The 25,900-nt window shown below is 66.1% G+C and carries 30 protein-coding genes and 1 other RNA gene; 15 read left to right on the forward strand and 16 right to left on the reverse strand.

From position 1 onward, the window contains the following. Window positions 1-87 precede the first annotated feature (87 nt). The gene (locus JT720_RS09665; RefSeq protein ID WP_205481061.1) at window positions 88-744 is read left to right on the forward strand and encodes a cyclic nucleotide-binding domain-containing protein; all 657 of its coding nucleotides are present in this window, start codon (window positions 88-90) and stop codon (window positions 742-744) included. On the opposite strand, the gene JT720_RS09670 is transcribed toward JT720_RS09665, so the two are convergent. From JT720_RS09670 to ssrA, 7 genes are all read right to left on the reverse strand, one after another. Then, on the reverse strand, window positions 741-1,283 hold the full coding sequence (locus JT720_RS09670; protein WP_419555397.1) for an NUDIX hydrolase: 543 nt from the start codon (window positions 1,281-1,283) through the stop codon (window positions 741-743). The genes JT720_RS09665 and JT720_RS09670 overlap by 4 nt on opposite strands. Beyond that, on the reverse strand, window positions 1,280-1,963 hold the full coding sequence (locus JT720_RS09675) for a TPM domain-containing protein (protein WP_205481062.1): 684 nt from the start codon (window positions 1,961-1,963) through the stop codon (window positions 1,280-1,282). The genes JT720_RS09670 and JT720_RS09675 overlap by 4 nt, the downstream gene beginning before the upstream one ends. Continuing rightward, window positions 1,957-2,805: a TPM domain-containing protein gene (locus JT720_RS09680; RefSeq protein ID WP_205481063.1), complete on the reverse strand. Its 849-nt coding sequence runs from the start codon at window positions 2,803-2,805 to the stop codon at window positions 1,957-1,959. Before JT720_RS09680 ends, JT720_RS09675 begins: the two co-directional genes overlap by 7 nt. Continuing rightward, on the reverse strand, window positions 2,802-3,341 hold the full coding sequence (locus JT720_RS09685) for a TPM domain-containing protein (protein WP_205504676.1): 540 nt from the start codon (window positions 3,339-3,341) through the stop codon (window positions 2,802-2,804). The genes JT720_RS09680 and JT720_RS09685 overlap by 4 nt, the downstream gene beginning before the upstream one ends. A 3-nt stretch (window positions 3,342-3,344) precedes the next feature. Further along, window positions 3,345-3,938 carry a LemA family protein gene (locus JT720_RS09690; protein ID WP_205481065.1) on the reverse strand — a complete coding sequence of 198 codons (594 nt, stop codon included), beginning with the start codon at window positions 3,936-3,938 and terminating at the stop codon, window positions 3,345-3,347. Between the two features lie 87 nt (window positions 3,939-4,025). Then, window positions 4,026-4,919, reverse strand: a complete 894-nt coding sequence (locus tag JT720_RS09695; protein ID WP_205481066.1) for a hypothetical protein — start codon at window positions 4,917-4,919, stop codon at window positions 4,026-4,028. Between the two features lie 96 nt (window positions 4,920-5,015). Beyond that, window positions 5,016-5,384, reverse strand: a transfer-messenger RNA (tmRNA) gene (ssrA, locus tag JT720_RS09700). 105 nt (window positions 5,385-5,489) lie between these two features. On the opposite strand from ssrA, the gene JT720_RS09705 reads away from it, so the two are divergent. The 3 genes from JT720_RS09705 (at window position 5,490) to JT720_RS09715 (ending at window position 7,378) form a co-directional block, all read left to right on the forward strand. Then, complete coding sequence (locus JT720_RS09705; RefSeq protein WP_237219815.1) at window positions 5,490-5,777, forward strand: hypothetical protein; 288 nt, start codon at window positions 5,490-5,492, stop codon at window positions 5,775-5,777. A 103-nt stretch (window positions 5,778-5,880) separates the two neighbouring features. After that, window positions 5,881-6,621, forward strand: coding sequence for an NUDIX hydrolase (locus JT720_RS09710; RefSeq protein ID WP_205481068.1), 741 nt, complete (start codon window positions 5,881-5,883; stop codon window positions 6,619-6,621). A 25-nt stretch (window positions 6,622-6,646) separates the two neighbouring features. Then, window positions 6,647-7,378 (forward strand): extensin-like domain-containing protein, encoded by a 732-nt coding sequence (locus JT720_RS09715; protein ID WP_205481069.1) that lies wholly within the window; start codon window positions 6,647-6,649, stop codon window positions 7,376-7,378. An 88-nt stretch (window positions 7,379-7,466) separates the two neighbouring features. On the opposite strand, the gene JT720_RS09720 is transcribed toward JT720_RS09715, so the two are convergent. Together JT720_RS09720 and JT720_RS09725 are read right to left on the reverse strand one after the other, a co-directional pair. Beyond that, window positions 7,467-7,742 (reverse strand): SWIB/MDM2 domain-containing protein, encoded by a 276-nt coding sequence (locus tag JT720_RS09720; RefSeq protein WP_205481070.1) that lies wholly within the window; start codon window positions 7,740-7,742, stop codon window positions 7,467-7,469. Between the two features lie 78 nt (window positions 7,743-7,820). Further along, entirely contained in the window at window positions 7,821-8,651 is an 831-nt protein-coding gene (locus JT720_RS09725; protein WP_336511985.1) for an LD-carboxypeptidase, read from the reverse strand. Between the two features lie 23 nt (window positions 8,652-8,674). Here JT720_RS09725 and JT720_RS09730 point away from each other — a divergent pair, with 23 nt between their 5' ends. From JT720_RS09730 to JT720_RS09740, 3 genes are read left to right on the forward strand one after another with little or no spacing between them, the layout of a single operon-like run. Next, a complete protein-coding gene (locus JT720_RS09730; RefSeq protein ID WP_205481071.1) occupies window positions 8,675-10,078 on the forward strand; it encodes a UDP-N-acetylmuramate--L-alanine ligase in 1,404 nt (467 codons plus the stop codon). A 4-nt stretch (window positions 10,079-10,082) separates the two neighbouring features. Next, on the forward strand, window positions 10,083-10,451 hold the full coding sequence (locus tag JT720_RS09735) for a hypothetical protein (protein WP_205481072.1): 369 nt from the start codon (window positions 10,083-10,085) through the stop codon (window positions 10,449-10,451). A 1-nt stretch (window position 10,452) separates the two neighbouring features. Beyond that, a complete protein-coding gene (locus tag JT720_RS09740) occupies window positions 10,453-10,950 on the forward strand; it encodes a 5' nucleotidase, NT5C type (RefSeq protein ID WP_205481073.1) in 498 nt (165 codons plus the stop codon). Window positions 10,951-11,054: 104 nt separating this feature from the next. Here the strand turns inward: JT720_RS09740 and JT720_RS09745 are convergent, their stop codons facing one another. Next, the gene (locus tag JT720_RS09745; RefSeq protein WP_205481074.1) at window positions 11,055-11,606 is read right to left on the reverse strand and encodes a P-loop NTPase family protein; all 552 of its coding nucleotides are present in this window, start codon (window positions 11,604-11,606) and stop codon (window positions 11,055-11,057) included. Window positions 11,607-11,774: 168 nt separating this feature from the next. Then, on the reverse strand, window positions 11,775-11,990 hold the full coding sequence (locus JT720_RS09750) for a hypothetical protein (protein ID WP_205481075.1): 216 nt from the start codon (window positions 11,988-11,990) through the stop codon (window positions 11,775-11,777). Between the two features lie 140 nt (window positions 11,991-12,130). On the opposite strand from JT720_RS09750, the gene JT720_RS09755 reads away from it, so the two are divergent. Both JT720_RS09755 and JT720_RS09760 read left to right on the forward strand, forming a co-directional pair. Next, window positions 12,131-13,372 (forward strand): sensor histidine kinase, encoded by a 1,242-nt coding sequence (locus tag JT720_RS09755; protein WP_237219814.1) that lies wholly within the window; start codon window positions 12,131-12,133, stop codon window positions 13,370-13,372. After that, window positions 13,365-14,114: a LytR/AlgR family response regulator transcription factor gene (locus JT720_RS09760; protein WP_205481076.1), complete on the forward strand. Its 750-nt coding sequence runs from the start codon at window positions 13,365-13,367 to the stop codon at window positions 14,112-14,114. The genes JT720_RS09755 and JT720_RS09760 overlap by 8 nt, the downstream gene beginning before the upstream one ends. A gap of 62 nt (window positions 14,115-14,176) precedes the next feature. Here the strand turns inward: JT720_RS09760 and JT720_RS09765 are convergent, their stop codons facing one another. From JT720_RS09765 to JT720_RS09775, 3 genes are all read right to left on the reverse strand, one after another. Continuing rightward, window positions 14,177-14,497, reverse strand: coding sequence for a UrcA family protein (locus JT720_RS09765; RefSeq protein ID WP_205481077.1), 321 nt, complete (start codon window positions 14,495-14,497; stop codon window positions 14,177-14,179). 229 nt (window positions 14,498-14,726) lie between these two features. After that, window positions 14,727-16,010: a dicarboxylate/amino acid:cation symporter gene (locus JT720_RS09770; RefSeq protein ID WP_205481078.1), complete on the reverse strand. Its 1,284-nt coding sequence runs from the start codon at window positions 16,008-16,010 to the stop codon at window positions 14,727-14,729. A gap of 107 nt (window positions 16,011-16,117) precedes the next feature. After that, on the reverse strand, window positions 16,118-16,891 hold the full coding sequence (locus JT720_RS09775) for a class I SAM-dependent methyltransferase (protein ID WP_237219813.1): 774 nt from the start codon (window positions 16,889-16,891) through the stop codon (window positions 16,118-16,120). A gap of 144 nt (window positions 16,892-17,035) precedes the next feature. Here JT720_RS09775 and JT720_RS09780 point away from each other — a divergent pair, with 144 nt between their 5' ends. Continuing rightward, window positions 17,036-17,776 (forward strand): hypothetical protein, encoded by a 741-nt coding sequence (locus tag JT720_RS09780; RefSeq protein WP_205481079.1) that lies wholly within the window; start codon window positions 17,036-17,038, stop codon window positions 17,774-17,776. Between the two features lie 3 nt (window positions 17,777-17,779). Here JT720_RS09780 and JT720_RS09785 read toward each other — a convergent pair whose 3' ends face one another. Continuing rightward, window positions 17,780-18,571: an energy transducer TonB gene (locus JT720_RS09785; RefSeq protein ID WP_205481080.1), complete on the reverse strand. Its 792-nt coding sequence runs from the start codon at window positions 18,569-18,571 to the stop codon at window positions 17,780-17,782. A 150-nt stretch (window positions 18,572-18,721) separates the two neighbouring features. On the opposite strand from JT720_RS09785, the gene JT720_RS09790 reads away from it, so the two are divergent. Beyond that, the gene (locus tag JT720_RS09790; RefSeq protein ID WP_205481081.1) at window positions 18,722-19,165 is read left to right on the forward strand and encodes a ferritin-like domain-containing protein; all 444 of its coding nucleotides are present in this window, start codon (window positions 18,722-18,724) and stop codon (window positions 19,163-19,165) included. An 8-nt stretch (window positions 19,166-19,173) separates the two neighbouring features. Then, window positions 19,174-19,617 carry a DUF3597 domain-containing protein gene (locus JT720_RS09795; RefSeq protein WP_205481082.1) on the forward strand — a complete coding sequence of 148 codons (444 nt, stop codon included), beginning with the start codon at window positions 19,174-19,176 and terminating at the stop codon, window positions 19,615-19,617. 56 nt (window positions 19,618-19,673) lie between these two features. Here JT720_RS09795 and JT720_RS09800 read toward each other — a convergent pair whose 3' ends face one another. After that, window positions 19,674-20,072: a low affinity iron permease family protein gene (locus JT720_RS09800; protein WP_205481083.1), complete on the reverse strand. Its 399-nt coding sequence runs from the start codon at window positions 20,070-20,072 to the stop codon at window positions 19,674-19,676. Between the two features lie 110 nt (window positions 20,073-20,182). Here JT720_RS09800 and JT720_RS09805 point away from each other — a divergent pair, with 110 nt between their 5' ends. The 3 genes from JT720_RS09805 (at window position 20,183) to JT720_RS09815 (ending at window position 25,872) form a co-directional block, all read left to right on the forward strand. After that, the gene (locus tag JT720_RS09805) at window positions 20,183-21,058 is read left to right on the forward strand and encodes an HAD family hydrolase (protein ID WP_205481084.1); all 876 of its coding nucleotides are present in this window, start codon (window positions 20,183-20,185) and stop codon (window positions 21,056-21,058) included. 945 nt (window positions 21,059-22,003) lie between these two features. Continuing rightward, the gene (locus JT720_RS09810; RefSeq protein ID WP_205481085.1) at window positions 22,004-24,499 is read left to right on the forward strand and encodes a UvrD-helicase domain-containing protein; all 2,496 of its coding nucleotides are present in this window, start codon (window positions 22,004-22,006) and stop codon (window positions 24,497-24,499) included. A gap of 47 nt (window positions 24,500-24,546) precedes the next feature. Then, on the forward strand, window positions 24,547-25,872 hold the full coding sequence (locus JT720_RS09815) for an MFS transporter (RefSeq protein ID WP_205481086.1): 1,326 nt from the start codon (window positions 24,547-24,549) through the stop codon (window positions 25,870-25,872). Window positions 25,873-25,900 lie beyond the last annotated feature (28 nt).

Genomic DNA, 25,900 nt, shown 5'->3' on the forward strand with positions numbered 1-25,900 from the left:
GGCAAGCCGCACTTCGACGAACGGACGAACGGGCGTTGATCGTGAGGCTGGTCATAGCCCAAAGCGGCTGAACAGGGGGTGACGCGAATGACAGGGCAGACGGTCTTCTTCCAGGCGCTGTTCGTTGTGCTCCTGATCGCATTGCTGGTGCGCTCCGAACGCACGAACCACGCGCTGATCGGCGGTGCCGGCCTGCTCGGCCTGCTCTACGGCTACGGCGAACATGGCGCCTTCGCACTGCTCGCGCCGTTCCTGGTGGCCGTGGTCGCGCTCGTTCAGGCATTCTCCCGCCTCCTCGCGGAGCGCTCTGCCCGGTTCACGCCCGACGAGGAATCCATGCTGTCCGGCCCGCTCAAGGGCATTCCGCGCACGCAGGCCCGCCTGTTCTTCGACCAGGGCGAATGGATCGAGGGAGAGCCCGGCGACACCTTGATCCGCGAAGGCGAGCGCGACCGCCGCCTCTTCTACCTCGCGAGCGGCGGGGCGGAGGTCACCATCCAGGAGGAACTGGTCGGTGTCTGCGTTCCCGGTCAGCTGATCGGCGAGGGTGCGATCCTGTCCGACGATCCGGGCACGGCCACCGTGCGCCTGACCCAGCCATCGCGCATCTGGTCCGCCTCGGCCCGCGCCCTCAACAGCTACCTCGAAGCCCACGACGAGGTCCGCCACGCCCTCGAACACAGCCTGACGCTGTCACTGCGGGAAAAGCTCAAGGCCGCCAATCGCGACGAGGTCGCCGACTAGTCGATCCCCAGGAACGCCGGGGCAAGCAGCAACAGCAGCTTCACGTCCATCGCTACCCCCGCCGCCCGCTTGCCTTCCACGAAGCGGACGATCTCGTCCTTGGGGACCAGGTGCACGAGGATATCCTCCTCGCCGGCGATCCCGCCGCCCTCGCCCACGCGCCGCACGTCGTGCGCTTTCACCAGGGTAAAGCTCTCGGACAGCATTCCGGGGGACGCATGGAAATCGCCCAGCCGCTGGATCCGCCCTGCCGTGAAGCCGGTCTCCTCTTCCAGCTCCGCGACCGCGGTGCTCTCGATGGTCGCACGCTCGTCCTTGTCGCCGACCAACCCCGCCGGGAGCTCCAGGCACGGCCCGCCCACGGCGACGCGATGCTGCTCGACCAGGATGTAGCGGCCCTCGAACTCGGCCATGATCACGACCGCGCGAATGCCGCCCGTGCGACCCGCATATTCCCACTTGCCGCGCCGCAGGGCACTCACGAACCGCCCCTGCCACATCGTCTCGACGGGCGCGTTGAAGTCGGGATCCCAGCTCACAATTCGATCAGCTTGTCGGGAATCTCGTTGGTGTCGGTCGCCGAACGTGGGAAGTGCTGGGTCAGAACGGTGCCGACCTCCGCGATGGCCGCGACCATGCCGTCCGCCACTCGTCCCTGCTTCACCTCGGCCAGCAGCGCGGCCATGGCCTCGCCCCAGGTATCGGGCTCGGTCACCTTAACGATCGCCTCATCCGCGATGATCTCCGCCCGGTGCTCGCCCATCGACAGGTAGATGAGGATACCCGTGCGCCCGATCGTCCGCCGCTCGGCCGCCGCCTTGAACAGCGCGACCGCTCGCCGCCGCACCCGCCGCGTCTTGGTCGCGCCCGGCGTCAGCGCCAGTCGCAGGGGCATGTGCTTCAGCGCCAGCAGCACCACCGTGAAGGTCAGCACCGCCAGCACCATCACGAAGAACAGCAGCTGCCCAAATGTATGCTGCGCGCCCCACCCGCCAAACAGCCGGTCGAACCAGGCCTCCACGCAGCGGTAGAATGCTGCCGATAGCGCCAGCACGGCGATCAGCGCCGCTGCCGCCCAGTGCAGCGCGACATCATGATACGGATCGCTAAGGTCGGTCACCACCGTGACGATCTCGCCGTCGCTGGTGGACTCCGCCGCCGCGATCGCCTGGCTGACGCGCGCGTGGTCCTCGGCGCTATGCCGCCCGGGGCTCACCATGATCCCGACGCTCCCCCACCGCCGAACGAGCCGCCCCCACCGGAGAAGCCGCCGAAGCCACCCCCGCCGCCGCCGCCGAAGCCGCCAAAGCCCCCGCCTCCACCCCAGCCGCCGCCGTGCCGCGATCCCCGGGACAGCGCATCCAGGCCCCACAGGACGATCAGCGGATCAACGCCGCCGCTCCGCCGCCGCCCGCGATAGCGCCTCCCACCGCCGCGCCGGCCGAAGCTCAGCAGCACGAACAGGATGATGAGGCCAGGAACTATCAGCGGCTCGATGCTGAAACTTCGAGATTCTCGTTGCTGCTGCCGCTGCGCCCGCGCCTGCGCCGCTTCCAGCGCTGCTCGTTCAGCGACTTCCGGTGGCGCCTGCAACTGGGCAATCAGCGCATCCACCCCTGCCTTGATCCCGCCCGGCATGTCCCCAGCCTTGAACCGCGGCAGGATCGCCTCGTCGATCACCCGATTGGAGAAGGCATCGGTCAGGATCGGCTCCAGCCCGTAACCCACCTCCACCCGCACCTTCCGCTCGTTCGGCGCAACCAGCAGGATCGCGCCATTATTCGCCTTCTTCTGCCCGATGCCCCACTCCCGGCCGAGACGGTAGCCATAATCCTCGATCTCATACCCGCCGAGCGACGGAACCGTAGCCACCACCAGCTGCCGGCTGCTCCTTTGCTCCAGGTTCTGAAGCTCCGCCGTCAGCTCCGCCTCGTCGGCAGGCGACAGCAGGTTGGCGTTGTCCACCACCCGGCCGGTGAGCGGGGGAAACTGCTGGGCGTGGGCAGCAGGGGCGAGCCACAGGAGCAGAAAGGCAAGAAGCAGAGCGCGGTACCCGATCATCGGTTTGCCTCAGCCAGTGGCGATCGATCCAGCTCAGCGATGATCGCGTCGGCGCCCGCCACAATTCCGCTTTCGAGTGCTCCTGCGTGGAAGGAAGGAAGCATAATAGTTTCGATCATGCGCGCCGCCTCGTGATCCTCGATCGCGGACTCCAGTCCAGTGCCAACCTCGATCCGAACTTTCCTCTCGTTGGGTGCAATAATCAGGAGGACGCCATTGTTCTTGTCTACCTGACCGATGCCCCAGCCGCGGCCAAGGCGGAGCCCCACCCGCTCGATGGTGTTTCCGTGCAAAGACGGGAGGGTCACCACCACCAGTTGATCGGTGCGGCGTCCTTCAAGAGCAGCCAGCTTGGTCGTAAGCGCCGCCTCGGTTCTGACGCTCAGCAAGTTCGCATTGTCGACTACGCGCCCAGTGAGAGGCGGCAGATCCGCCGACTCTTCCGTGCGCGCGAGCGATTCCCCCGAGGCGTGGGCATCGCAACCGAGCAGCCCCGCCAGCAGGCCCGCACAAAGGACGGCTCGAAGCGGAAACACGCTTTACTGCATGTTGAAGTTGATCTGCGGCGCTACTTCCGCGTTCGGGGTCACCGCCTCGAACGGCACCTTCGGCTTGGCGCCGTGGATGATCTTCGCGCCGATCGCGTCGGGGAAGGTGCGGATGGTCGTGTTATACTGCTGCACCGCCTCGTTATAGTCCTGCCGGGCGATGGCGATCCGGTTCTCCGTCCCCTCGATCTGCGACTGGAGGTCGCGGAAGTTGGCGTTGGTCTGGAGCTGCGGATAGGCCTCCTGCAGCTGGCGGAACACCAGCGGCGCCGACAGCCTGGCCTGCGCGTCGGCGTAGGACCGGACCGCGGCCGGGTCGGACAATTGCTCGGGGCTCAGCCGGATCTGGTTCGCTTGCGCCCGCGCTTCCGTCACCTCGCGCAGCACGGTCCGCTCCTGGTTGGCGGCCGCGCGGACGGTCTCCACGAGATTGCCGTAGAGGTCGGCCCGGCGCTGATACTGGTTCTGCACGTTCGCCCACTTGGCGTTCACGTTCTCCTCCGCGGTCGGCACCGAGTTGATGCCGCAGCCGGCAAGGCTGAGCGCCAGCATCGGCGCGAGGAGGATGGAGCGGCGAGCGGTCATGCGTCGTTTCCCCTGAATAACGATCTCGAGTGCCTCACGTAGATGGCACACCGGATGCTTTCAATGCACGCCGCTCGCTTGGGGTCCCTACAATCGGATCAGCGCCTCCGGGATCTTCTTCGTCTCGGGCGTCACATCCCACACCAGGCTGCGCCCGCCGGGCGAGGCCGACGGCCCGTCCTCGCTGTTGTTGGTCAGGATCTCGCCGTCCGTCACGATCGTGAACTTGCCTTGGGCCTTGGTCGGCATGCCCCGGTCGCTGCCCTTGCTCATGCCCAGCATCGCCGCGCGTCCGAACATTCCGGGTTGCCCCGCGAACATCGGCGCGCTGACTTGCACCGATCCGTCCGCCCGCCGCCGCAACGCCACGAACGGCATCACCATGTCGTTGTCCGGCATCGCCGGGAACAGGAAGTCCTGCCGCGACGTCCCGCTCATGAGGTAGTCGACGTCGAACACGCCGCGGCCCTTGTAGGTGACGCTCCGCCAGCCCGCATACTTCGTCAGCTTGGCCGCGAACGCGCGATTGGACTCGTCGTCCAGCCCCGGCAGGCCGAGCACCTTCGCCATCTCCTCGGCTTCCTGCTTCTTGCGGGCGACCCGGTCCGCCTCGCTCTTTTCCCACCGGGCCTTCTGCTCGGCGATCTCCGCCTTGGTGCAAGGGCGGGTGTCACCGTCGACCCGCTCGACCGCGATCGGGGGCGGCGGCACCATCACCGTCGCGACCGGCGGTGTCGGCTGGTCCAGGTGCGCGCCCTTGGTGCAGCGCGCAAACTCATCGCTCCATGGCTGCGGCTCCGTCCGGCGCGGGCCGTCGAGTTCGTCCGGCCGCTGCAGCATGATCTCGCCCTTATAGGCCAGCATGAAGCTGCCATCCCGCTTCAGTGTCAGCGTGGAGTCGAACTTGCCCGGTCCCCACAGGCACCCCGTCAGCAGCAGCGGTGCCGCCGCCGCCACGATCCATTTCCCCCACCTACGCATATCGCCCCCCTCGTCAGAACGGGAAGGCTACGGTGAAGACCGGATCGAAGGCAAGGAAAGTGGGGAGCTTCTGTTGCCCGGTGCTCCCCGTACCGCTGGAATCCCCTTCTGTTGCCCGGTGGGGTCCGACCGCGCTTTTGTCTTTGTAACGTCTGACCGTTAGGCCGTCAGTTACGCAGCAATTGCGAGCGCCTCGTTATCGTTGGCACTTGTGTGAAAGGCGGTTTTACGGCTCACCTCAGCCGACTGGCAGCAGGAACTTTATTGCACTCGTCGATCCTGTTTCGCCCCCATCAGCAACGGTGCGGCTTGAGCCCCCGCTCACGCCCTTGCGCACCGCTGCTGGTGGAGGCGCCGGGGTACTGCCCCCCGGGTCCGAAATGCCTATTCCAACCCACACTCTACCAGCATAGCCGGTTGCCCGGCCTCCCTTATGTAGGCCTTGCGCGCCCCGACCTCAAGGTGAAGTCGGCCATATCGGATACGGAACGTTCCGGCCCCACTGGCGTTCAAGCGGGCCGTGCTGTTATGGATGCAGCCGTCGAGATAACGATAAGAGGAATGGATTTCATGAAGAAGCTGACTTTCGCGCTGGTTGGTGCGGCTTCGCTGGCTCTCGCGGCTTGCGGCGGCCAGGGTGACGATTCGCTGGGCGACAACGTCAACGACAACTTCGAAGCCGCTTCCGACAACCTGGAAGCGATGGCCGACAACACCACCGGCACCGAAGCTGCGACCCTCGAGAACCAGGCGGATGCGCTTGAGGCCGAAGGCGACCGCAAGGAAGAGGCGATCGACGAGGCGGACGTGAACGCTTCGAACGCCGCCGGCGCCGAGGCTGCCGTCAACGCGATGTAATCGCCTCCACCCGCCATCCCCGGGTGGAATGACGAGAGGACCGGTCCCGCCGAACAGCGGGGCCGGTCTTTTCTTATGGAGCGGCAGCACTTAGCTCGCGACCATGACCGACGATGCCATTCCCGCCGCGACGCTGATCGTGATGCGCGAGCGCGGGGTCGGCACGCCGGAGCTCCTGATGGTGACCCGCACCCGCGGCATGGCCTTCGCGGGCGGGGCGATGGTGTTTCCCGGGGGGCGCATCGACGCCCAGGACCAGCTTCTCGGGGCAGCCCTCCCCGACGGCGCCGCGCGAGTGGCCGCCATCCGCGAGACGCTGGAGGAAAGCGGCCTCCCCGTCGCCCTCGATCCCATGCCGGATCCCTGCCAGGCCCTCGCCCTGCAGTCGGCCCTTCATGCGGGAAGCCCGCTGTCCGGGCTGCTGAACCGCCACGGCCTTGGGCTGGCGCTGGACCAGCTCACCCCGTTCGCCCGGTGGAAGCCGGCCTTCAAGCAGCCGCGCAAGTTCGACACCCTCTTCTACCTCGCCGAAGCCCCCGGCGGGGACTGGCCGCTGGTCGCGCAAGCGGGCGAATGCGAGGCAGTCGAGTGGCTGACCGCTGCAGCCGTGCTGGACCGGATCGCGGCCGGCACTGCGTCCGCCATCTTTCCGACGGTGCGCAACCTCGAACGGCTCGCGCTCTTCTCGTCCATCGCCGAGGCGCGGGCCCACGCGGCCGCACACCCGATCGAGACCGTCACTCCGTGGATCGAGGAGGAGGACGGCGTCAAATGGCTGCGCATCCCCGACCACCTCGGCTACCCGGTCACTCGCGAGCGATTGAACGACGGGATCAGGGCCTGAACTTCGGCTGGTGCGTTCAGCGCCAATGCGTCACCCGTTCCGTGCCGTCTTCTACTTTCTGCTGTTCTGCGCGGCTGCCGTGGCCGTGATCGAGCTTCGCCAGTGGTTCCATCGCCACCCGCAGGACCTTCCCTGGACCGAACTGCGCCTCGATCAGCCGACCGGCCGGTTCACCGCGGCCAGGATCGCCGCGCTTGGCGATGACGCACCCCGCTGCCGGGCGATGCTGCAAGGCGCGGGCGTCCGCGATCGCCCGGCGCCCGCCCGGATCGTCGATGATAATTGCGGCTACCGCGACGGCGTCCGGCTCGAAGGCCGAAATGCCCGAACCGCCGATTTCCAGCCCGGCGGGCTCGTGACCAGCTGCCCCGCCGCGACCGCCTTGCTGCTGTGGGACCAGCGGGTGCTGCAGCCTGCCGCCCAACGCCACTTCAACGCCTCGGTAACCGACCTGCTGCACGCGGGCAGCTACTCGTGCCGCCGGCTCTACAATCGCGCTGACGGTGGGTGGAGCGAGCATGCCACGGCGGATGCCGTCGACATCCTGGGCTTCCGCCTGTCGGACGGGCGCACCGTCTCCGTGCTTCGGGACTGGTCGGGCGATCCGCGGGAAGCCGCGTTCCTGCGCGAGGTCCGCGACGGCGCGTGCCGGCTTTTTACGACCGTGTTGTCACCAGATTACAACGCCGCGCACCGGGACCATCTGCACCTCGACGTGGCCGACCGCGGCCCTGCCGGCTGGCGCGCCTGCCGCTGAACGCGACTCAGCCGATGGGGCCCCATGAAGAAAGGGGACCCGCCCCCCGGCGAGTCCCCTTCCTTGATACCGTGTCTGTCCGGTCGTCTTACGACAGGTGCTTGGACAGGTGCTTGTTCATCTCGAACATGGTGCAGCGGTCCTTGCCGAAGACCTTCTTCAGCTTGTCGTCAGCAACGATTTCCCGCTTGTTCTGAGGGTTCTGGAGGTTGTTCTTGCGAATATGATCCCACACCTTCGACACGACCTCACTGCGCGGCAGCGGCTCCTTGCCGACGATCGCAGCCAGGTCCGGAGATGGGGTCACCGGACGCGCGAGACCGCCCCCTGCCTTACGACCAGTCCCGCTAGATTCTTTTGCCATCAGGCCCTCCTGTTGAATTCGGCGTTTTGTAGAGCGCAAAGCGAAGCGTCGTGCAAGGGCCTGCCGAGAGGGAAAAGGTTAAGCCGGTAGAGAGAAAGGCACGACCTTGTTGGCCGCATCATGGCCGATGTCCGCGCGGCCCCCGAACGGGATGCCCGATCGGGCGCACCAGTCCCTCGCAATCGTCTCCTCGTCGGAGCCGAACGGACGATCGTTCTCCTTCACCGCGCAACGGCCGAGCCGCAGCCGACGAATCTTCCGGACGGAAGCCTGAGAGGTGACGTGGAACAGGAACCGGTCCAGCCGATAATGCTCCTCGTCCACTTCCTCGATCAGCAATTCGCGGTCAGTGAAGTCCGGCTCCAGCGCCGTTCCGAGCAGGCTTGAGAGCACCACCAGATTGAACGCGAACGTGGGTCGCTCCAGTCCGCCTTCCAGCGCACCCGCGTCTCGCCGCACGATCCAGTCGAGCGCACGCCCCACCGCCGCCTCGCCGCCGTCGCGCAGCACATCGCTCGGCATGGGCCCGTGCGCCACTTCCAAGCCGGCCTTGTGCAGGGCCGCCAGCAGGAAGCCGCCGTCGCTGTAGCCCATCACCAGCTTGCCCTTCGCCGCCGCCGGAAGGTCCCGCGCCGCCGCTTCCGCAATCCGGTTGGATCCATAGCCTCCGCGCGCCAGCCACACGGCGTCAATCGCGGGATCGGCCAGCACCTCCCGCACCGCCGCCAGCCGTTCCGCGTCCGGCCCGGCGAAATGGCCGGCGCTGGAAAAGCATTGCGGGTGAAAGACCAGTTCGCAGTCGCCTCGCGCCGCGGCGATCGCTTGCACGCCTTCCGCCGCCTCTCGCTTCAGCGGGCAACTCGGCGCAACCACCGCAATCCGCATGCGTCCCCCGTTTGCTTGGCTCACCAAGGTTCAATAGGGCGGCGCCGATGACTCAATCCAGCACCTTCTTCTGCGGGATCGGCGGCAGCGGCATGCTCCCCCTCGCCTGCATCGTCCGGGCGAACGGCGGGCGGGTCGCCGGCTCCGACCGCGCGCTCGACGCCGGCCGGCTCGGCGGCAAGTTCGACTATCTGCGCTCGCTCGGCATCCAGCTGTTCCCGCAGGACGGCAGCGGCCTCACCGAGGGCACCACCCTCATCACCTCCGCCGCGGTCGAGGAGACGATCCCCGACGTCCGCCGCGCCCGCGAACTTGGCTTGAAGCACCTGACCCGCCCCCAACTGCTCGCCGAGCTGCTCAACAGCGCTCAGCGCAGCGTCGCGGTCGGTGGCACCAGCGGCAAGTCCACCGTCACCGGCATGATCGGCTGGATCCTCCACGCCTGCCACCGCCAACCCACGGTGATGAACGGCGCCGTGATGAAGAACTTCGTCTCCCCCTCGTCCCCCTTCGCCTCGGCCCTAGTCGGCGACCCGGAACTGTTCGTCAGCGAAGTCGACGAGAGCGACGGCTCCATCGCGCTCTACCGCCCCGAGGTCGCGGTCCTCACCAACATCAGCCTCGACCACAAGGAGATGGAGGAGCTTCGCGACCTGTTCGGCGGATTCCTGAGTCGGGCCCGGAAAGCGGTCCTCAACCTCGACGATCCCGAGACCCGCGCGATTGCAGGCCTGGTCGAGGCCGAACGCTGCATCGGATATGGTTTTGATGCTCCCGGAGCGACACTTTCGGGCCGAAACCTGCAACTTCTGGACGGCGGATTGGCATTCAACGTGACTCTCGAAGGCGAGCGCCACGACGTTCGCCTGCAGGTGCCGGGCCGCCACAACGCGTCCAACGCCCTCGCCGCCCTCGCCGCCACCTGGGCCCTCGGCATCCCGCTCCCCGAGGCCGCCGCCGCCCTCGGCCGCTTCGCTGGCCTCAAGCGCCGCCTCGAAACCGTGGGGGAGGCGAACGGCGTCACGGTCATCGACGACTTCGCCCACAACCCCGACAAGATCGCCGCCACGCTGGCGACCCTGACGGCTCAGCCTGGCCGAATTCTCTTGTTCTTTCAGCCACATGGTTACGGCCCCCTGCTCAAGATGGGCGACGAACTCGCCTCCACCTTTGCCAAGGGACTCGGCGCGAACGACCTGCTTCTCCTGTCCGACCCCGTCTATCAGGGCGGCACGGTGGACCGCAGCCGCGGCTCCGACTGGCTCGCCTCCGCGGTCCGCGACGCCGGCGGACAGGCAGAGCATATCCCCGACCGCGCCAGCATCGGGCAGCGCCTCCTCGCCGAAGCCCGGCCAGGGGACCGCATCGCCATCCTCGGCGCCCGGGACGACACTCTCAGCGAGTTCGCGGCGGAGCTCCTCCGGAACCTCACGGAGCGGCCTGCTTTGTGAGGTCATGGCCAAACCCGGAACCGTGACTGGCTGGAAGCTCGACCGCAGCGAACGCGAACAGCTGCTGAAAGATCACCCACCCCGCTACGAACAGGCGGTTGCTGACCACGTGACACTGGAAGTCGGCGGCAAGGACATCCCTCCCGAGGTGCGGGCCGCGATCATCGGCCGCGCGGATGACGGCCAGGGTGTCGAGTGCATGGTCGTCACCATCGACGGCAACGTCGACCGGCCAGACGGCTCCACCTACCACATCACCTGGTCGCTCGGACCCGGCCGCAAGGCGCGGGAGAGCAACGACGTATTGAAGCAGCAAGGCTGGAAGGAACTGGACCACCCCATCCCGGTCACCCTTACTCCCGCCCGGTTCTAGTATGCCCGACTTGTTCCTCGACGCCGACGGCGTGCTCGCCGATTTCGACGCGGGGGCGAAGAAGCTACTAGGTATGCTCCCGCGCCCGTTCGAGGAGCGGCACGGCAAGAGGGAGTTCTGGCGGCGGCTCGCCAAGGCCAAGGACTTCTACGCCAATCTTCCGCTCATGCCGGATGCCATGGAATTGTTCGAGGGGACGAAGCATCTCCGCCCCACTATCCTCACCGGGCTTCCGCTCGGCAACTGGGCCGCGCCGCAGAAGGTGAAATGGGCCGCCGAGCATTTCCCCGGCACGCCCATCATCACCTGCATGGCCCGCGACAAGTACAAATACATGCAGCCGGGAGACGTACTGGTGGACGACAGCCCCACCCACCGTGCCGCGTGGGAGAATGCCGGGGGCAGGTTCATCCTGCACAAGACAGCACGGGCGAGCCTCCAGGAGCTCGCGTGTGTCTTTCCGTCGGTAAAGATCGCAGACACGGATCGCTCGTCCTGAGCGGAGCACAGCGAAGTCGAAGGGCGTCGTCCATCGAAAGCGCCCTTCGACTTCGGCTCGAAGAGCCTCCGCTCAGGACGAGCGAAACGTTCCCAAGGTCGATCTCACGCCGCGGCGGTCAGGTCCACCTTTTCGACCCACTCCGGCCAGAACACCGGCTCGCGGTTCGACCAACCCGGCGCAGTCGCCGCGCTCTCGCTGATCGACTGGAGCAGGCTGCGCCGGCGGTCCGGATGCAGGTGCGGAAGTGCCGCGGCCGCGCAGAAGGCCGCTGGAAGCCATGGCCGCACCGCCGCGCCGAGCAGGCGCTCGTAAAGGAAGCGATAGGCTGCGAACGTGCCGATCCGGTCCTGCCCGAGGTCGTAGGCAGACAGCGTGATCAGCGTTCCAATGAACGGCTCAATGGTGTCGAGCCCGCTATCATCCGGGATCTGCAGGCGAAGCGATTCGATCTGCTTGTAGAGGCGGGTCTGCGCGCGGATGGAAGCGACCTCCGCCTCGTCGCGCGCCCAGCAACCGACCGCATCGCGGCGACCGAAGGCCACGTCCAGCGAACGGCGCAGATAGCGCTGCGTAGCTTTCGGAAAGCCCGCGAACTCCTTGATCTCACTCAGCAGCAGCGCGCCCCCGGCAGGCTGGCTGGTCCGCGTGTTCATGACCCCGACTCCTTTACCCTCGCTGGATCATGTCGCTGAGTTGGTTGCATAAAGCTTAACCACGATCCCGCTCCCCATTCACATTGAATCAGAGGGGTGCCCCGGGAACAACATCAAATATTCACGGCCCGCCGCAAGGCGGCGCGGTGGTGCAATTCGGCAACGGGGTCAGTCTTGGCTCGGGAACCCCGATGACGGTGCCGGCTCATCGGAACAGCCGGGCTGCGCGGCGGAGGGAGGATCCGATGCGTCCATGGATTCATCGCTTCCCACATCCGCCTTCGCGTCCTCGTCGCGCGGGTTCTTGCGCAGTCGTTCTTCCAGTTCCCGCTCCGGATCGGCGGAGAAGACGGCAGGCGGAATCGTGGTCTTAGTGTCATCCATGGCAAATGCTCCTTGCCCCCGAAACGAACCGCTTCCCCCGAAGTTGCCACCGCTTCGCTTTCGACAGGCGGTTCGCTTCCTTCTGCCAATTGGAGAAGCGGAGATTGCGTCCGGACCGCGTTAAGCTTCATAAACCGCGGATGAACATGCTTTCCGACACCGAAGCGCAACTGGACGCGCGCACGGTGGCCCGTGCCGGACGGTTCGCGGACTGGCCGCTGGCGCTGAAGTCGATCCTGGGTTTCTGGGCGGTCTACGCCCTGACCGTGCTCGCCCGCGCTCTGCTTGGCAGCGACCCCCTGACGATCCTGCAGAACAAAGTGCTGACACTGGTGGTCGGCATCCTCCTGACGGGGCTGACCTACATCCTGATCAAACTGGTCCCGGCCTCTGCCCCACTGCGGCGCAAGTCGCTGGTCGCCGGCGGGGCATCGGTACTCGCGGCCTGCCTCATGGCCAGCATGCTTGTTCTCGCCGAAAATCACATGCGCGAGTCCAAGGAAGAGTTCCGCTATCAGGCCCGCGAAGGCTTTGTCGTCATCCAGAAGGGCGAGCAGATCCGGATCGAGCGCAGCGCCGCCGAGCCGCTGGTCCTGACCATGCCGAAGGTGCGCGAGCTGCGGCAGTGGGAGCAGTTCCGCATCGCGGCCGACGCTGCCGTCGTATGGCTCTTCTTCTTCGGCGCCTGGTCGGCCTTCTACCTGGCTGCGGTCAGTCAGGCGCAGACCTTGGCATTGCAACGCCGCGCCGCTGCGGCGGAGAGCGCAGCGCAGGAGGCCCAGGTCCGTGCGCTGCGCTACCAGGTCAATCCGCACTTCCTGTTCAACACTTTGAACAGTCTCTCCTCCCTTGTCATGTCGGGCCGGCCGGAGGAAGCGGAATCAATGATCCTCAAGCTTTCGACCTTCTTCCGCACCAGCCTCAGCCTCGACCCTCAGGCGGACGTGACCCTGGCGGAGGAGATCGAGCTTCAACGCCTGTATCTCGATATCGAGAAGACCCGGTTCCCACGCAGGCTGAAGGTCGAGATCGACGTTCCCAAGGGGGTTGCAAACGCGCGCCTTCCGGCGCTCATCCTCCAGCCAATCGTGGAGAATGCGATCAAGTACGGCGTCTCGGCGACGCGGGAGAAAATCACGCTGCGGATCGCCGCGCGGGAGCAAGCGGGGCGGCTCGAAATCGAAGTCACCAACACTGGTCATCCCGACTCCAAGCCACCGCGCCAGCGTTCCCAGCCGGACGGGACGAAGGTTGGCCTGGTGAACGTCTGCCAGCGTCTTGACGCCCGCTTCGGCCGCGCTGCAAGCTGCAGCTTCGGAGCAATAGCGGATGGAGGATTTCGAGTGGTCATCACCCTGCCGGTGACCCGCGCTGATGGGTGACGCGCCCTTGAAAGTGCTGGTGGTAGACGACGAGCCGCTCGCAACCGAGCGGCTCCAGTTGCTGCTGGCCCGCGTTGACGGCGTGGACCTCGTCGGCACGGCCGCGGACGGCGAAGCCGCAGTCCGCATGGCGGAGGCGCTTCAGCCCGACCTTCTGCTCCTTGACGTGGCGATGCCAGGCCTTGACGGAATCGATGTGGCCCGCGCCTTGACGGGGCGCCGCCCTGCGCCCGCAGTGGTGTTCGTCACGGCCTTCGACCAATTCGCAGTCGCGGCCTTTGAGGTTGAAGCCGTCGATTACCTGATGAAGCCGGTAGACAGCAGTCGGCTGGAGCGCGCGCTGTCTCGGGCCCGACAGCATATCCAGACGCGCAGTGCCACGGAGGCGGGGCCGGTCCAGCCAGTCTCGCGCTACCTCGACGAGTTCTGGGCCACGGACTTGAGCGGGCTAGTGAGGATCGCGGCCCGCGACATCGATCGAATCTCAGCGGAGCGCGATTACATGCGTCTGCACGTCGGCACGCGCAGCTGGCTGATCCATCACAGCATGAGCGCTCTGGAAGACGGTCTTGATCCCGCGCTGTTCGTTCGACTGCACCGATCGGCCATCGTCCGGCGGGACTTCATCACGGGTTTCCAGCGCAACCCTTCCGGACGCTGGATCGCCCGGCTCGCTGACGGCGGGGAGCAGCCGGTGGGCCGACTCTATGCCGAAAACGTCCGGGCGATCGCAGGGCGTTAGAGCTCGCCAGAGAGCGAACCCTGGACTGCCGGAGCTGGGGAGCCCGCCGGCAGTCCCTGACCTTACTGCCGGGCAGCGAGCTTGACCTGCCGATCGGCCATGGCCTGCCGGACCTGCCCGTCGGCTGCCGCGTTCGCGGCTGCGACGCATTCCCGGACCTCGGATTGCCGGGCTGCCCCACGGACCGCGTTGTCGGCACACATCTCGCGAACAGCCGAAGCGACGCGCTTCTGAAGCCGCTGCTGCCCCTTGGCGATGCTCAGGTTGAGGTCGCGATGCGACACGCTCGCGCTAAGCTGATCGGTGTCCTGCGCGCTGGCGACCGTCGGAGCCAGCAGCGTCGTTGACGCCGCGATGGCGGCGATGACCAGAACGTATTTCATCTTTCCCTGTCCTTCTTCGAAAGGTTGCGGCGCGAGCCCTTCCTCGGGAGAAGAAGGTCCTGCCCTCGCGCCGCAGTCATCGGGGTAGGGCAACCGCCCGTCGCCGTCGCGGCCCCCTCGACCGGGATGTTGATTGCGTCGGCAGCCGTGCAGACTCGCCGACGAACGCTCTTTGTCTGCCGCCGAATCGACGAACGGCGGCTTTCTTGATCCAGCTTGCTGTTCGCTGTCAGCCTTCGGCGGTTCTGACGTCGGGGCTCTCCCGCGTCACCGCGCCCGTCACGGCGACGTCGAGCACCACGTTGCCCAAGGTGCGGAAGATGTCGGGGATGGTCTCGACGGCGATCAAGAGGGCGAGCGGCTCGATCGGGACGCCCATTGCAAGCGAGATCGGCGCGATCGAAGTCACAAAGCTGATCTGTCCCGGCAAGCTGACCGCACCGATCGAGGCCATGGCCGCGACCGCAACCCCCGCGGCAAAGCCGACCGGCGTGACCGTCACCCCCATCCAGTGCGCCACGTAGAAGGCCACCCCGATGTTCATGGCCGGCCCCGTCGCACGGAACAGCGCCACGGCCATCGGCAACACCACGTCCGCCTTGCGCTCGTCGATGCCGAGGCGGGCGGCGGCGGCCAGCATCGCAGGTAGGGACGCCAGCGACGAGCGGGTCGAAATGGCGACCGCGCAGGGCTCGGCCATGGCCCTTGTGAACTCTCCCGCCTTGTAGCGAGCCACCACCACGGCGATGACCCAGCCCAGCGCAGTTAGGACGAGTCCGAGGCTGGAAATGAGCACCACATAGTGGGCGACTGCCCCGAGCGCCGAGCCACCCGCTCCCGCGCCGACGGTGAACGCCAGGGCGAACACGCCGATGGGCGCCAGCCACAGCACCCATCCAATGACCAGCAGCATCGCTTCCGACACGGCTTCGAAGAAGCCGAGCGCATTGGCCCGCTTGGCCAGGTCCACCCGCGCCAGCGCGAAGGCGAAGATCACCGTGAAGAACACCAGCGGAAGGATCTGGTCGTTCGCCGCGGCTCCGATCACGTTGGTGGGCACGATCGACTTGAAGAAGTCCGCGACGCCCGGAACTGCTGCCTGGGTGACGGACTGGTCGACGCCCGCGAGCCCGGCTCGCAAGGCCTCGGCAGCGGAGTCCGGCAAGGGGAACAGGGACAGGAGCGCCGGCATCATGGTTGCGCCGAACAGCGCGGAGAAAATGTAGAAGCCGACGAACCACAGCACGGCCTTAGTGGCGAGGCCGCCCGCGCGCGCGGCGTCCGCTCCCCCGACGATCCCGACCACCAGCAGCGCGACGATCAACGGAATGACCGTCATCTTGAGCGCATCGAGCCACAGCCCGCCGACCAGGGACGCCGCCGTGACCAGCGGCTCCCGCCAGCCGGGACTGCTTGCCCCCACCAACGCGCCGAGTAGGAGGCCGGCCACCAGCGCGCCGAGCACCAGCAGCGCCGAATTGCGTCCGCCCTTCCGTGATTCCCGACCTTCCAAGCGACGCTCCTGTGTCAATGTGACTGCAGGAGCGTGTCTACAGGCCGCTCCGTGGGCGGCAACCGGGTTTTCTGGTTACTTGCGCGGTCCGCCCTGGGGAGCCCGCCTCACGCCTTCGGCTTGCGGAACTTCATCACGAAGCGATCCGTCTTGCCCCGCACCGCTTTGTCGAACACGGTCTTGCTATGATCGTCCGCAGGATTGGCGAGCAGGTCGCTCGTCCCTTCCAGGACGAAGCCCGCGCGCTCGAAATCCGCCCGAACGATCGCCGGATCGATCCGGTGCAGCTTCTCCACGCTCTCTCGCGGCTCGCTGCCGGTCGTGGCGACGTGGTCGACCACCCCGATCACTCCACCCGGTTTGATTGCCGAGTGGAGCCGGGCGAGCCAGGCCTGCGGGTCCATGCGCGGAATGCCACGCTCGGCATTCTCCCAATAGACGTCATGGTAGTCGAGATTGATCAGCATGAAGTCGAACGCGGCTGGAGGCAGATCCGGCGCTTCGAACGGGCTGGAGATCAGCACCACATTGCCGTTCCTCCCCGCCCCCGACGCAAAGCGGGCGCGCCGCTCGTTGTCGAGGAACTGCGTCGGCTGCCACACTGTCACGCGTCCGCGTGATCCGATCGCCGGCGCGATGATCTCGGCCCAATAGCCGTTCGCCCCGAACATGTCGGCCACCTTGGAGCCGCGCCGCAGCCCGAAGAACTGCAGCAGTTCCGCCGGCTTGCGTGATGCGTCCAGTGCAACGTTGTCCGCCGACCGCTGCCCGGTTGCGGCGACCGCCTGCTCCACCCGAGCCGGGGCAGCCGCCGCTCCGACCGGGGTTCCAGTTACGATTGCCGCCGCGACCAGTAGCTGCCACGTCATCCGCATGATCATTCTCCGTAAATCAAGCTTCTTGAAGCCACGATAGCGTGTGCCGGTGCACTACGTGAAGTTGCGGAGAGCAGCCATCTGGCCCCCGCTTCGCGAAATCCTGAAAAGCCGCTATGCAGGCGGAACCAGCCTTTTTGGGGGAAGGTCATGGCCACACTTGCATTGTCTCCGCTCGAGCGCGTCACGCGTGAACGTCGATTCTACACGCGCATGGCGCTGTTCCTGGCGGCGGTCGTCTTCATCGGCTTTGCACCGAGCTTCTACCTGCGCGGCTATGTCAGCTTTCCGCGACCGAACCCAACCCTGCCGCCAGCGGTCATGCTCCACGGACTGGTTTTCACCGCCTGGATGCTGCTGGTGGTCGCGCAAACGCAGCTGATCGCTGCCAACCGCCGGGACCTGCACATGAAGCTCGGCTTGGCGGGCATGGCGTTCGCCGCCGCCCTAATCCCGATCATGTATCTGACCGCCGTCTGGCAGGTCGCTCGCGCCAACCAGCCGCCGTTCACCGACCCGCTGAGCTGGAGCATCGTGCCGATCGCCGGCATTGTGCCGTTCGCCCTGCTTCTCTGGCTCGGCTGGAGCCGACGCCGGGACGCACAGTGGCACAAGCGCGCGATGCTCTCGGCCGCCATCCTGACCGTCGCGGGACCGGCAATCGGTCGTCTGCCTCTCGCACCGCCATCCCTTGCCGGCTTCACCGTCCAGATGATCCTGGGGCTGCTGCTGTTCGTGCCGCTGTTCCTATGGGATCGCCGGAGTCTGGGGCGGATCCACCCCGCGACCTGGACCGGATTCAGCCTTGCGGCGGTCACGCAGATCCTTCCATCCGTGCTGATGGCGCTCGATGTCTGGGCACCGATCGCGGCAAGGCTTCCCGGGATCTGAGCGCTACCCCAGTACGAATCTGATGGTCGGGGACATGTAGGTCGAACGCAGCGCCTTGCCGCGGATATCCTTGGCCGGCGTGAACCTGGCGCGCTCGATCAGCACCTGACACGCCATGGCCTCGAATACGGGGGCACCCTCGCGCTTGATCACCTCGCAGGAGCGCGTCTTCCCCGTTTCGTCGATCAGCAGCATGACCTGCACGGTTCCTTCCAGCCGGAGTTGCTGGGCGTCGGCCGGGTAATCGGCGGCGGTATAGAGCGTGCGCACATCCTTCACCGGCTGGGGCGGCACTGCCACCACCGAGCTCGACTCGCCCATGTTCCAGTAGGTCCGCAGATCGCGCGTGCACTCGTCCAGCAGCTTGGCGATGCCGTCCATCTGGCGAAGACCGAAGGCGACCTCCAGACCGCCTGACTTCACCTCCACCCGCGTTGCCGTCGCAAGCCTGCTCATCTGCTCGGGGCTGAGGCTGAGGCGATGGACGATCCTCGGTCCGCTCTTCGCCGGCGCACCGTACCGCAGAAGGTAGGTCTCTTCCCGCGCTCCGGCGCCGATCCTGAGATCGGCCGGCAGTTGATCGGCGATCTGGTCCGACTTGCCCGCCCGGAAGAGGAACAGGTGCGTGACATCGTTGAAGGGTGACTGGCGCAAGGCCAGGGTCGTTGCCCCCTTGCCCTCTCCGAAATCGCGAGCCGCCGCGCACTGGGTCTCGGCGAAATCCACGTTCCACTGACCGGAGGGCTGGAGAATGGCGCCCGACGCCACTGTGCCGAAGAGGAGTACGCTGAACATCGCCATAGTCTGCCAGCCGATCCTCGGCGCCACAAGGAGCACACCTGCCGCCGGCGGCGGTCACTTGGGCGCAAATGCCCCGATCTGGCGAACCGCTTGGGCTGTCGCGCGTTGACGCCTGCGAGATTCCCTCATCACAGGAGAAAACGAATGGCAGATTCCAACGTAGCCACGCTCGAGACGCTGACCAGCACCCTCATCGACAGCGTGAACGGCTATCGCGACGCCGCCGCCGACGCCGAGGGTCACCAGTTCCAGCAGCTGTTCCGCGAGATGGCGGACGAGCGCAGCCAGATCGCCGAAGACCTCCGCTCCGAGATCCGGCGGCTGGGCGGCAACCCGCCTGACGACGGCAGCTTCCTCGGCAAGACCCACCAGCGCTTCATGGACCTGAAAGCCGCCATCACCGGCCGGGACGACAAGGCTATCATCAACGAGGTCGAGCGCGGCGAGGACTATCTAAAGGACAAGTTCGAGACTGCCCTCAACAGCGACTCCGATCCGCAGGTCCGCTCCGTGATCGAGCACGCCTACCAGTCCGTCCGCCGCGGCCATGACCGCGTGCGCGACATCAAGCACGGCCTGGAGGTCTGAGCCGACCAATGGGTATCTTCGACAAGATCAAGGGCGCCATCTTCGGCCACAAGGATCCAGGCCCGGGCAACCGACCCACGATCCCGGCCGGGATGGCGGGCGGTCCGCCGCTGCCGCCAGGCCAGCCGCAGCAGCACCCGCAAGGGCAGCAACAAGGCGGAGTCGCCGCCGCTCAGCCTCAGCAGCAGCAGCAAGTCGACGTCGAGCAGGCCTTGAGCCAGATCGCCCAGCAGAAAGGCAATCCGAACCTCAACTACAAGACCTCGATCGTCGACCTGATGAAGCTGCTCGGCATCGATTCCAGCCTCGACAACCGCAAGGAGCTCGCTCGCGAGCTTGGCTACGACGGTGAGCTCAACGGCAGCGCCGAGATGAACATCTGGCTCCACAAGGCCACGATGAAGCAGCTGGCGGCGAACGGCGGCAAGGTGCCGGCAAGCATGCTTGACTGATCAACGCCATCGGCGTGTCGAGGGAGGGCGGCGGCAGCGATGCCGTCGCCCTTTTCTTATCGCCGAGAGATCAGTCGTTCGATCGCCTGGTGCCGCTTGGATGCGTCGCCCGCTACGGCTTCGATCACCTCGAGCAGTCGGATCAGCTCGGCCTCGCTGAGGTGCTCCACCCCGATGAATTCGTTGCGCGCCTCCCGGGTCGCGCGGATCAGCTCGTCGAGCTTGGCCTGGATGGCGGATGCGTCCCGGTTCTGCGCATTCTGGATCAGGAAGACCATCAGGAAGGTAACAATGGTCGTGCCGGTGTTGATCACCAGCTGCCACGTGTCGGACCAGCCGAAGAGCGGGCCGGAAATCGCCCACACTAGGATGATCCCGAACGCGAGCACGAAGGCCCATGGCCGGCCTGCCGCGGCCGCGACGCGGGTCGATACCTCTTCAAAGAAACGGCTCACCTGACCCTCCCGCGCCTCTGCTGCCCGCTGCACGTCTGCCCTCCGGTCGTGCTCCCGGCAAGGGAACCAACGCGCCTCGCCTCGCGCTTGCTAGTGACGGAAGTACCACCATGCCGAAAAGCAGCGCCAGCGCCACTCGCGGCTTCATCAATCGTATCGCCCTCTGCTTCGACTTCGATCGCACCCTCTCGGAAGGATCGTTTGAGAAATTGCTGGCCCGCCTCGGCGTTGAAGACAGCCAGCGCTGGCGCAAGGAGCAGCTTCAGCCGATGATGGACCATGGCTGGGACGAGATCCTGGCCAAAGGGGCGCTCATCGCCGATCACGCGCGAGACAAGGGCCTGGAGATCACTCGCGACCTCGTCGAGGAGGTCGGCCGTTCACTCGAGCCCTTCCCCGGCGTTCCCGACGCGCTGCCCGCGCTCCGCTGCCTGGGCGAGGAAGCGAGCGGCGGCGCGGAGGTCATGATCTACGTCGTCTCCTCCGGCTTCGTCGACATCATCTGCGCCAGCCCGATCGCCGGCCTGTTCGACAACATCCTGGGCTCGTCCATGCATTTCGGGGAAAATGGAAAGCTGCAAACCATCAAGCGCACCATCATCCACTCGGAAAAGGCGCGCTATCTCCTGGCGCTGGCGAAGGGCCTCGACATAGCGGGCGCGAACGAGCCGCAGGACGTCCACAAGGATAAGCCGCTGGAGGAATGGCACGTGCCGCTCGACCAGATGATCTACGTCGGCGACGGCGGCAGCGACATCGATGCCTTCAATCTCCTTCACGACGCGGGTGGCATCGCGATCGCCGTCAATGCGTCGGAACACGGCCAGCCGTGGCAAGCGCGCGAACACATGTTCGACGCCGCGCGCGTGGAGAACCTTGCGCCGCCCGACTTCCGAGAGGGAGAGGAAATGCACCGCACCCTGACACTAGCCGTGGAGATCGTGGCGAAGAAAGTCGCGCTTCGGCGGATGAGCGAGGGGGAGTAGGGCGGGCGGCCCAAACCGGCGTTGCACACCGCCACCGAGCCCAAACGCGAAATGGGGGCCGGCATCGCTGCCAGCCCCCACTGCGCCGAGACTTGGGTCCGCCGGTGTTCCTTTCGTCCGGGCTCTTGCGAACCCTTATCGTCCAGATCCTGGCTCACCAGCTCAGGCTTCCGCGTCCCAGTCGATGGCTGCTCTCCTTTTGGGAGAGCCCTTCCCCGGTTCGCAGCTTTCGGTCCGAAGACCTTCCGCCTCTCCCCGGCTCTGCCTTTGCCGTCCGGCCTGGCCCGAAAGCCCTGCCTTCCTGCTCCGGCTGCCTGTCCGATGCTTGCTTGCTCTCGGCTCCGAAGAACCTCAAGCCCGCTCCCATCTTCCCGGCCGTGGCATCCGCGATCTTGCGATCACTTCAAGTCCACCTTCGCCTGTTCATGCGGCCCTTCTTGGGATGACCACTCTTGGCTGCCGTCCAAAGCCGCTCCGAAAAGCGATCCTCCGTTCGGCTGCCTCGAGGATGATCACCTCTTCCGGCGCCTCTTGCCTGCCGTGCTCTGGAAATCCTCCAACTGCACTCGAGAACCTGGGGATCCCGCTGCGTGTTCGATTCCATTCCAGCGCCTGCCGGCTGAGATCGGGTTCTTTGGTCCCTGCCAGAGCTTCCTTTCGGTCCTTCCGGCGGAGGCCGCTGCCCCCGATCACCCTTGGAACATGACTCCGAAAGTGAGTCGCGCAAAGCGGATTCGACAGCGTCATCCCTGTGGATAACGGGGATATGGCGCATAAGTGTTACGGGTGCGGAACTTACCCACGCGTCCGCTCACGCTGCCTGTCCTGAGCTTGTCGAAGGGTGCCTGTCGAAGGGTGCCTCATAACGCTTCGACAAGCTCAGCATGAGCGCAGAAGAGGGTTACCGCTGTTGCCGTTCCGTTCCGCTCCGCCTACCTCTCCCCAGTGTCCGAATCCGCGCCCCTGCCCACACCCGAGCCCGCCTACCTCCGTGGCCTTAACGAGCCCCAGCGCCAAGCCGTTCTCACTACCGAGGGACCCGTGCTGGTCCTCGCCGGCGCCGGCACCGGCAAGACCGCCGCGCTGACTGCCCGCCTTGCCCACCTGCTCGCCACCCGCCGCGCCTGGCCGAGCCAGATCCTGTCCGTCACCTTCACCAACAAGGCCGCGCGCGAGATGAAGGAGCGGGTCGCCCACATCACGGGCGGCGCCGTCGAGGGCATGCCCTGGCTCGGCACCTTCCACTCCGTCGCCGCCAAGATGCTGCGCATCCACGCCGAACTCGCCGGGCTGCAGTCGAACTTCACGATCCTCGACACCGACGACCAGCTGCGCCTGCTCAAGCAGCTGATCGTCGCCGCCAATCTCGACGAGAAGCGCTGGCCCGCCCGCCAGCTCATGAACTGCATCGACGGCTGGAAGAACAAGGGACTCACGCCCGAGATGATCGACGCCGGCCAGGCGGAAGCCTTCGCCAATGGCCGCGGCGGCGAGCTCTACGCCCAATATCAGGAGCGCCTGCGCACGCTCAACGCCTGCGACTTCGGCGACCTTCTACTCCACGTGCTCAGCATCTTCCGCAAGCACCCCGACGTGCTCGAGGGCTACCGCGAGCGCTTCCGCTACATCCTCGTCGACGAGTATCAGGACACCAACGCGGTCCAGTACGAGTGGCTGAAGCTGCTTGCCGAACCGCGCCGCAACCTGTGCTGCGTGGGCGACGACGACCAGTCGATCTATAGCTGGCGCGGCGCGGAAGTGGCGAACATCTTGCGTTTCGAAAAAGATTTCCCCGGCGCAACAATCGTTCGTCTGGAACAGAACTACCGCTCTACCCCGCACATCCTCGGAGCCGCGTCGGGCCTCATCGCCAACAACTCCGGCCGTCTCGGCAAGACGCTTTGGACGGAGATCGACGCCGGCGACAAGGTCCGCGTGGTCGGCGTCTGGGACGGCCCGGAGGAAGCGCGCCGCATCGGCGAGGAATCCGAGGCACATCTCCGATCCGGTGGCAGTCTCGACGACATCGCCATCCTGGTCCGCGCCCAGTTCCAGACCCGTGAGCTGGAAGAGCGCTTCATCGCCATTGGCCTGCCCTACCAGATCGTCGGCGGCTTCCGCTTCTACGAGCGCGCCGAGATCCGCGACGCCCTCGCCTATCTCCGCCTCGTCCAGAGCCCGGCGGACGACCTCGCGTTCGAGCGCATCGTCAACACCCCTAAGCGCGGCCTCGGCGACAAGGCCGTCCAGCGCATCCACGCCGCCGCGCGAGCCACCCGCCAGCCGCTCCTGCTCGCCGTCGCGCAGATGCTCGACAGCGACGAACTCACTCCGCAGGCGCGCCGGAGTCTCGGCCGCTTCGTCGGCGACTTTGCCCGCTGGCGCGAGATGCACCTCAGCAGCAGCAACTCCCCCTTGGGGGAGATGCCGGTGCCGCTGACAAACGGGGCGGCCGACACCCCTCCGCCGCTGCGCGGCTCTCCCCTAAGGGAAAGTAGCTCCGGCCTGTCCATCACTGCCGCCGATCTCACTCAAGGCAACCGCTCCGCCCCCCACGCCGAACTCGCCAAGCTCATCCTCGAGGAATCCGGCTACACCGCCATGCTCCAGGCCGAGCGCTCCGCCGAAGCTGCCGGCCGCCTGGAGAACCTCGCCGAGCTCACCCGCGCCATGGAGGAATATGAAAACCTCGGCGCCTTCCTCGAGCACGTCAGCCTCGTCATGGACAATGACGCGGCCCGCGGCGAGCCCAAGGTCACCATCATGACCATCCACGCCGCCAAGGGCCTCGAATTCCCAATCGTCTATCTCGCCGGTTGGGAGGAAGGCGTGTTCCCGTCACAGCGCGCGCTGGACGAAGGCGGCCTCGCCAGCCTGGAGGAGGAACGCCGCCTCGCTTACGTCGCCATCACCCGCGCCCGAAAGCGCGCCACCATCCTCCACGCCGCCAACCGCCGCATCTACGGCCAGTGGACCAGCAGCATCCCGTCGCGCTTCGTTGGCGAACTGCCCGACGAGCATATCGAGTCCGAGACCACCATGACCGGCGGCGAGTCCCTCTGGCGCGCCCAGTGGAGCGAGCGCGAAGACCCTTTCGCCCATCTCGCCACCGGGGCAAGCCATCGCGCCAGCACCCGCGGCCCCGGCTACCAGCGTGCCGCTTCCGATTTCAGGAACAGCCTGGACTCCCGCGCGTCCCGGGCGCCGACAAGCACCGGCAGCGGTTCGCTATCCCGCTACACCTCAGCCCCGATCGAGGCCAAGGCCTCCGCCGTCTCCCTCGGCAACAAGGGCCGCGGCGACCTCAGTCTTGGCCAGCGCGTCTTCCACGGCAAGTTCGGCTACGGCACCATCGCCCTCATCGAAGGCAACAAGCTGGAAATCGACTTCGAGCACGCCGGGCGGAAGCGGGTGCTCGATAGCTTCGTGAGTGTGGGGTGAGTTGAGAGCGAGGTTGCCAATCCCGCTCATCCTCGCTTGATTGAGGGATGCGGACCTTCAACCATCTGCTCGCGAACAACTTGCTCGCGAACATCACCAACTTCACGGTCTGGTTTGCAATAACTTTCTGGATTTTCCTTGAGACCCGGTCTGTGTTCGCCACCGGCATGATCGCCGGCATCTACCTTGTGCTTACCGCCGCCTTCGCGATCTGGTTCGGCAGCCTGGTCGACCACCATTCCAAGAAGGCAGCCATGATCGGCTCCAGCCTTGCGTCCCTCGCGCTGTTCGCGACAGCGTTGGCAGCACTGCTGGTCATCCCACAAAGCCGACTCTCGGACCCGCTCTATCCAGCCTTGTGGGGCTTTGTCCTGCTGGTCATGTTCGGGGTAATCGCAGGGAACATCCGCACCATCGCGCTCCCGACACTCGTCACGGCGCTGGTCCCTGAGGAGCGACGCGACCGTGCCAATGGCCTGGTCGGGATGGTGACCGGGATTGGCTTCCTAACGACCTCGGCGATCAGCGGCTTCCTAGTTGCAGCGGGCGGGATGATCGCCACGCTCGCCGCCGCGATCGCAGCAACCTTGCTCACCCTTGCGCACCTGCTGGTGATCCGAATTCACGAGCCCAGTTCAGACGTCCATGATGACCAGCCCCGCAACATAGACCTCATCGGGACCTTTCGCCTTGTCCGCGGTGTGCCTGGCCTTCTCGCGCTGATCCTCTTCTCCGCCTTCAACAACTTCTTGGGCGGAGTCTTCATGGCGCTTATGGATGCCTATGGCCTGTCGCTCATGCCCGTCCAGCAATGGGGGCTGCTGTGGGCCTTCGTCTCGTGCGCCTTCATTCTCAGCGGGATCGTCATCTCAAGGACGGGGCTCGGCACAAATCCAGTCAGAACGCTGCTGCTGGTCAATTTGGTCATGTGGCTGGTTGCGACCGTCTTTACGGTGCAATCATCGATCGTCCTGCTCACCGCCGGCTGTGCATTGTGGATGTTCCTGGGACCGTATGCAGAAGCCGCAGAACACACCACCCTGCAGAAGGTCGTGCCTTACGAACGCCAGGGGCGCGTCTTTGGCTTTGCTCAGTCGGTCGAGCAGGCCGCCTCTCCCCTCACCGCCTTCCTGATCGCGCCGTTAGCCCAATTCGTCTTCATCCCCTTCATGACGGACGGTGCCGGCGCCGATGCGATCGGCACCTGGTACGGAACTGGTGCTGCCAGGGGAATGGCCCTTGTTTTCAGTATCGCCGGTGCGCTTGGCCTGATAGCGACCATCTTCGCCTTGAACTCGCGCTACTATCGTCAGCTTTCGGCAGTCTACCGCACTCCGGGTAATCCGGCCCCACAAGCTGTCCCCAGTCCCTGAACTTGCCGTTCGCTTGCTCCGCCCCGAT

This window comes from Sphingomonas arenae (assembly GCF_016924655.1).
Taxonomy (GTDB): domain Bacteria; phylum Pseudomonadota; class Alphaproteobacteria; order Sphingomonadales; family Sphingomonadaceae; genus Sphingomicrobium; species Sphingomicrobium arenae.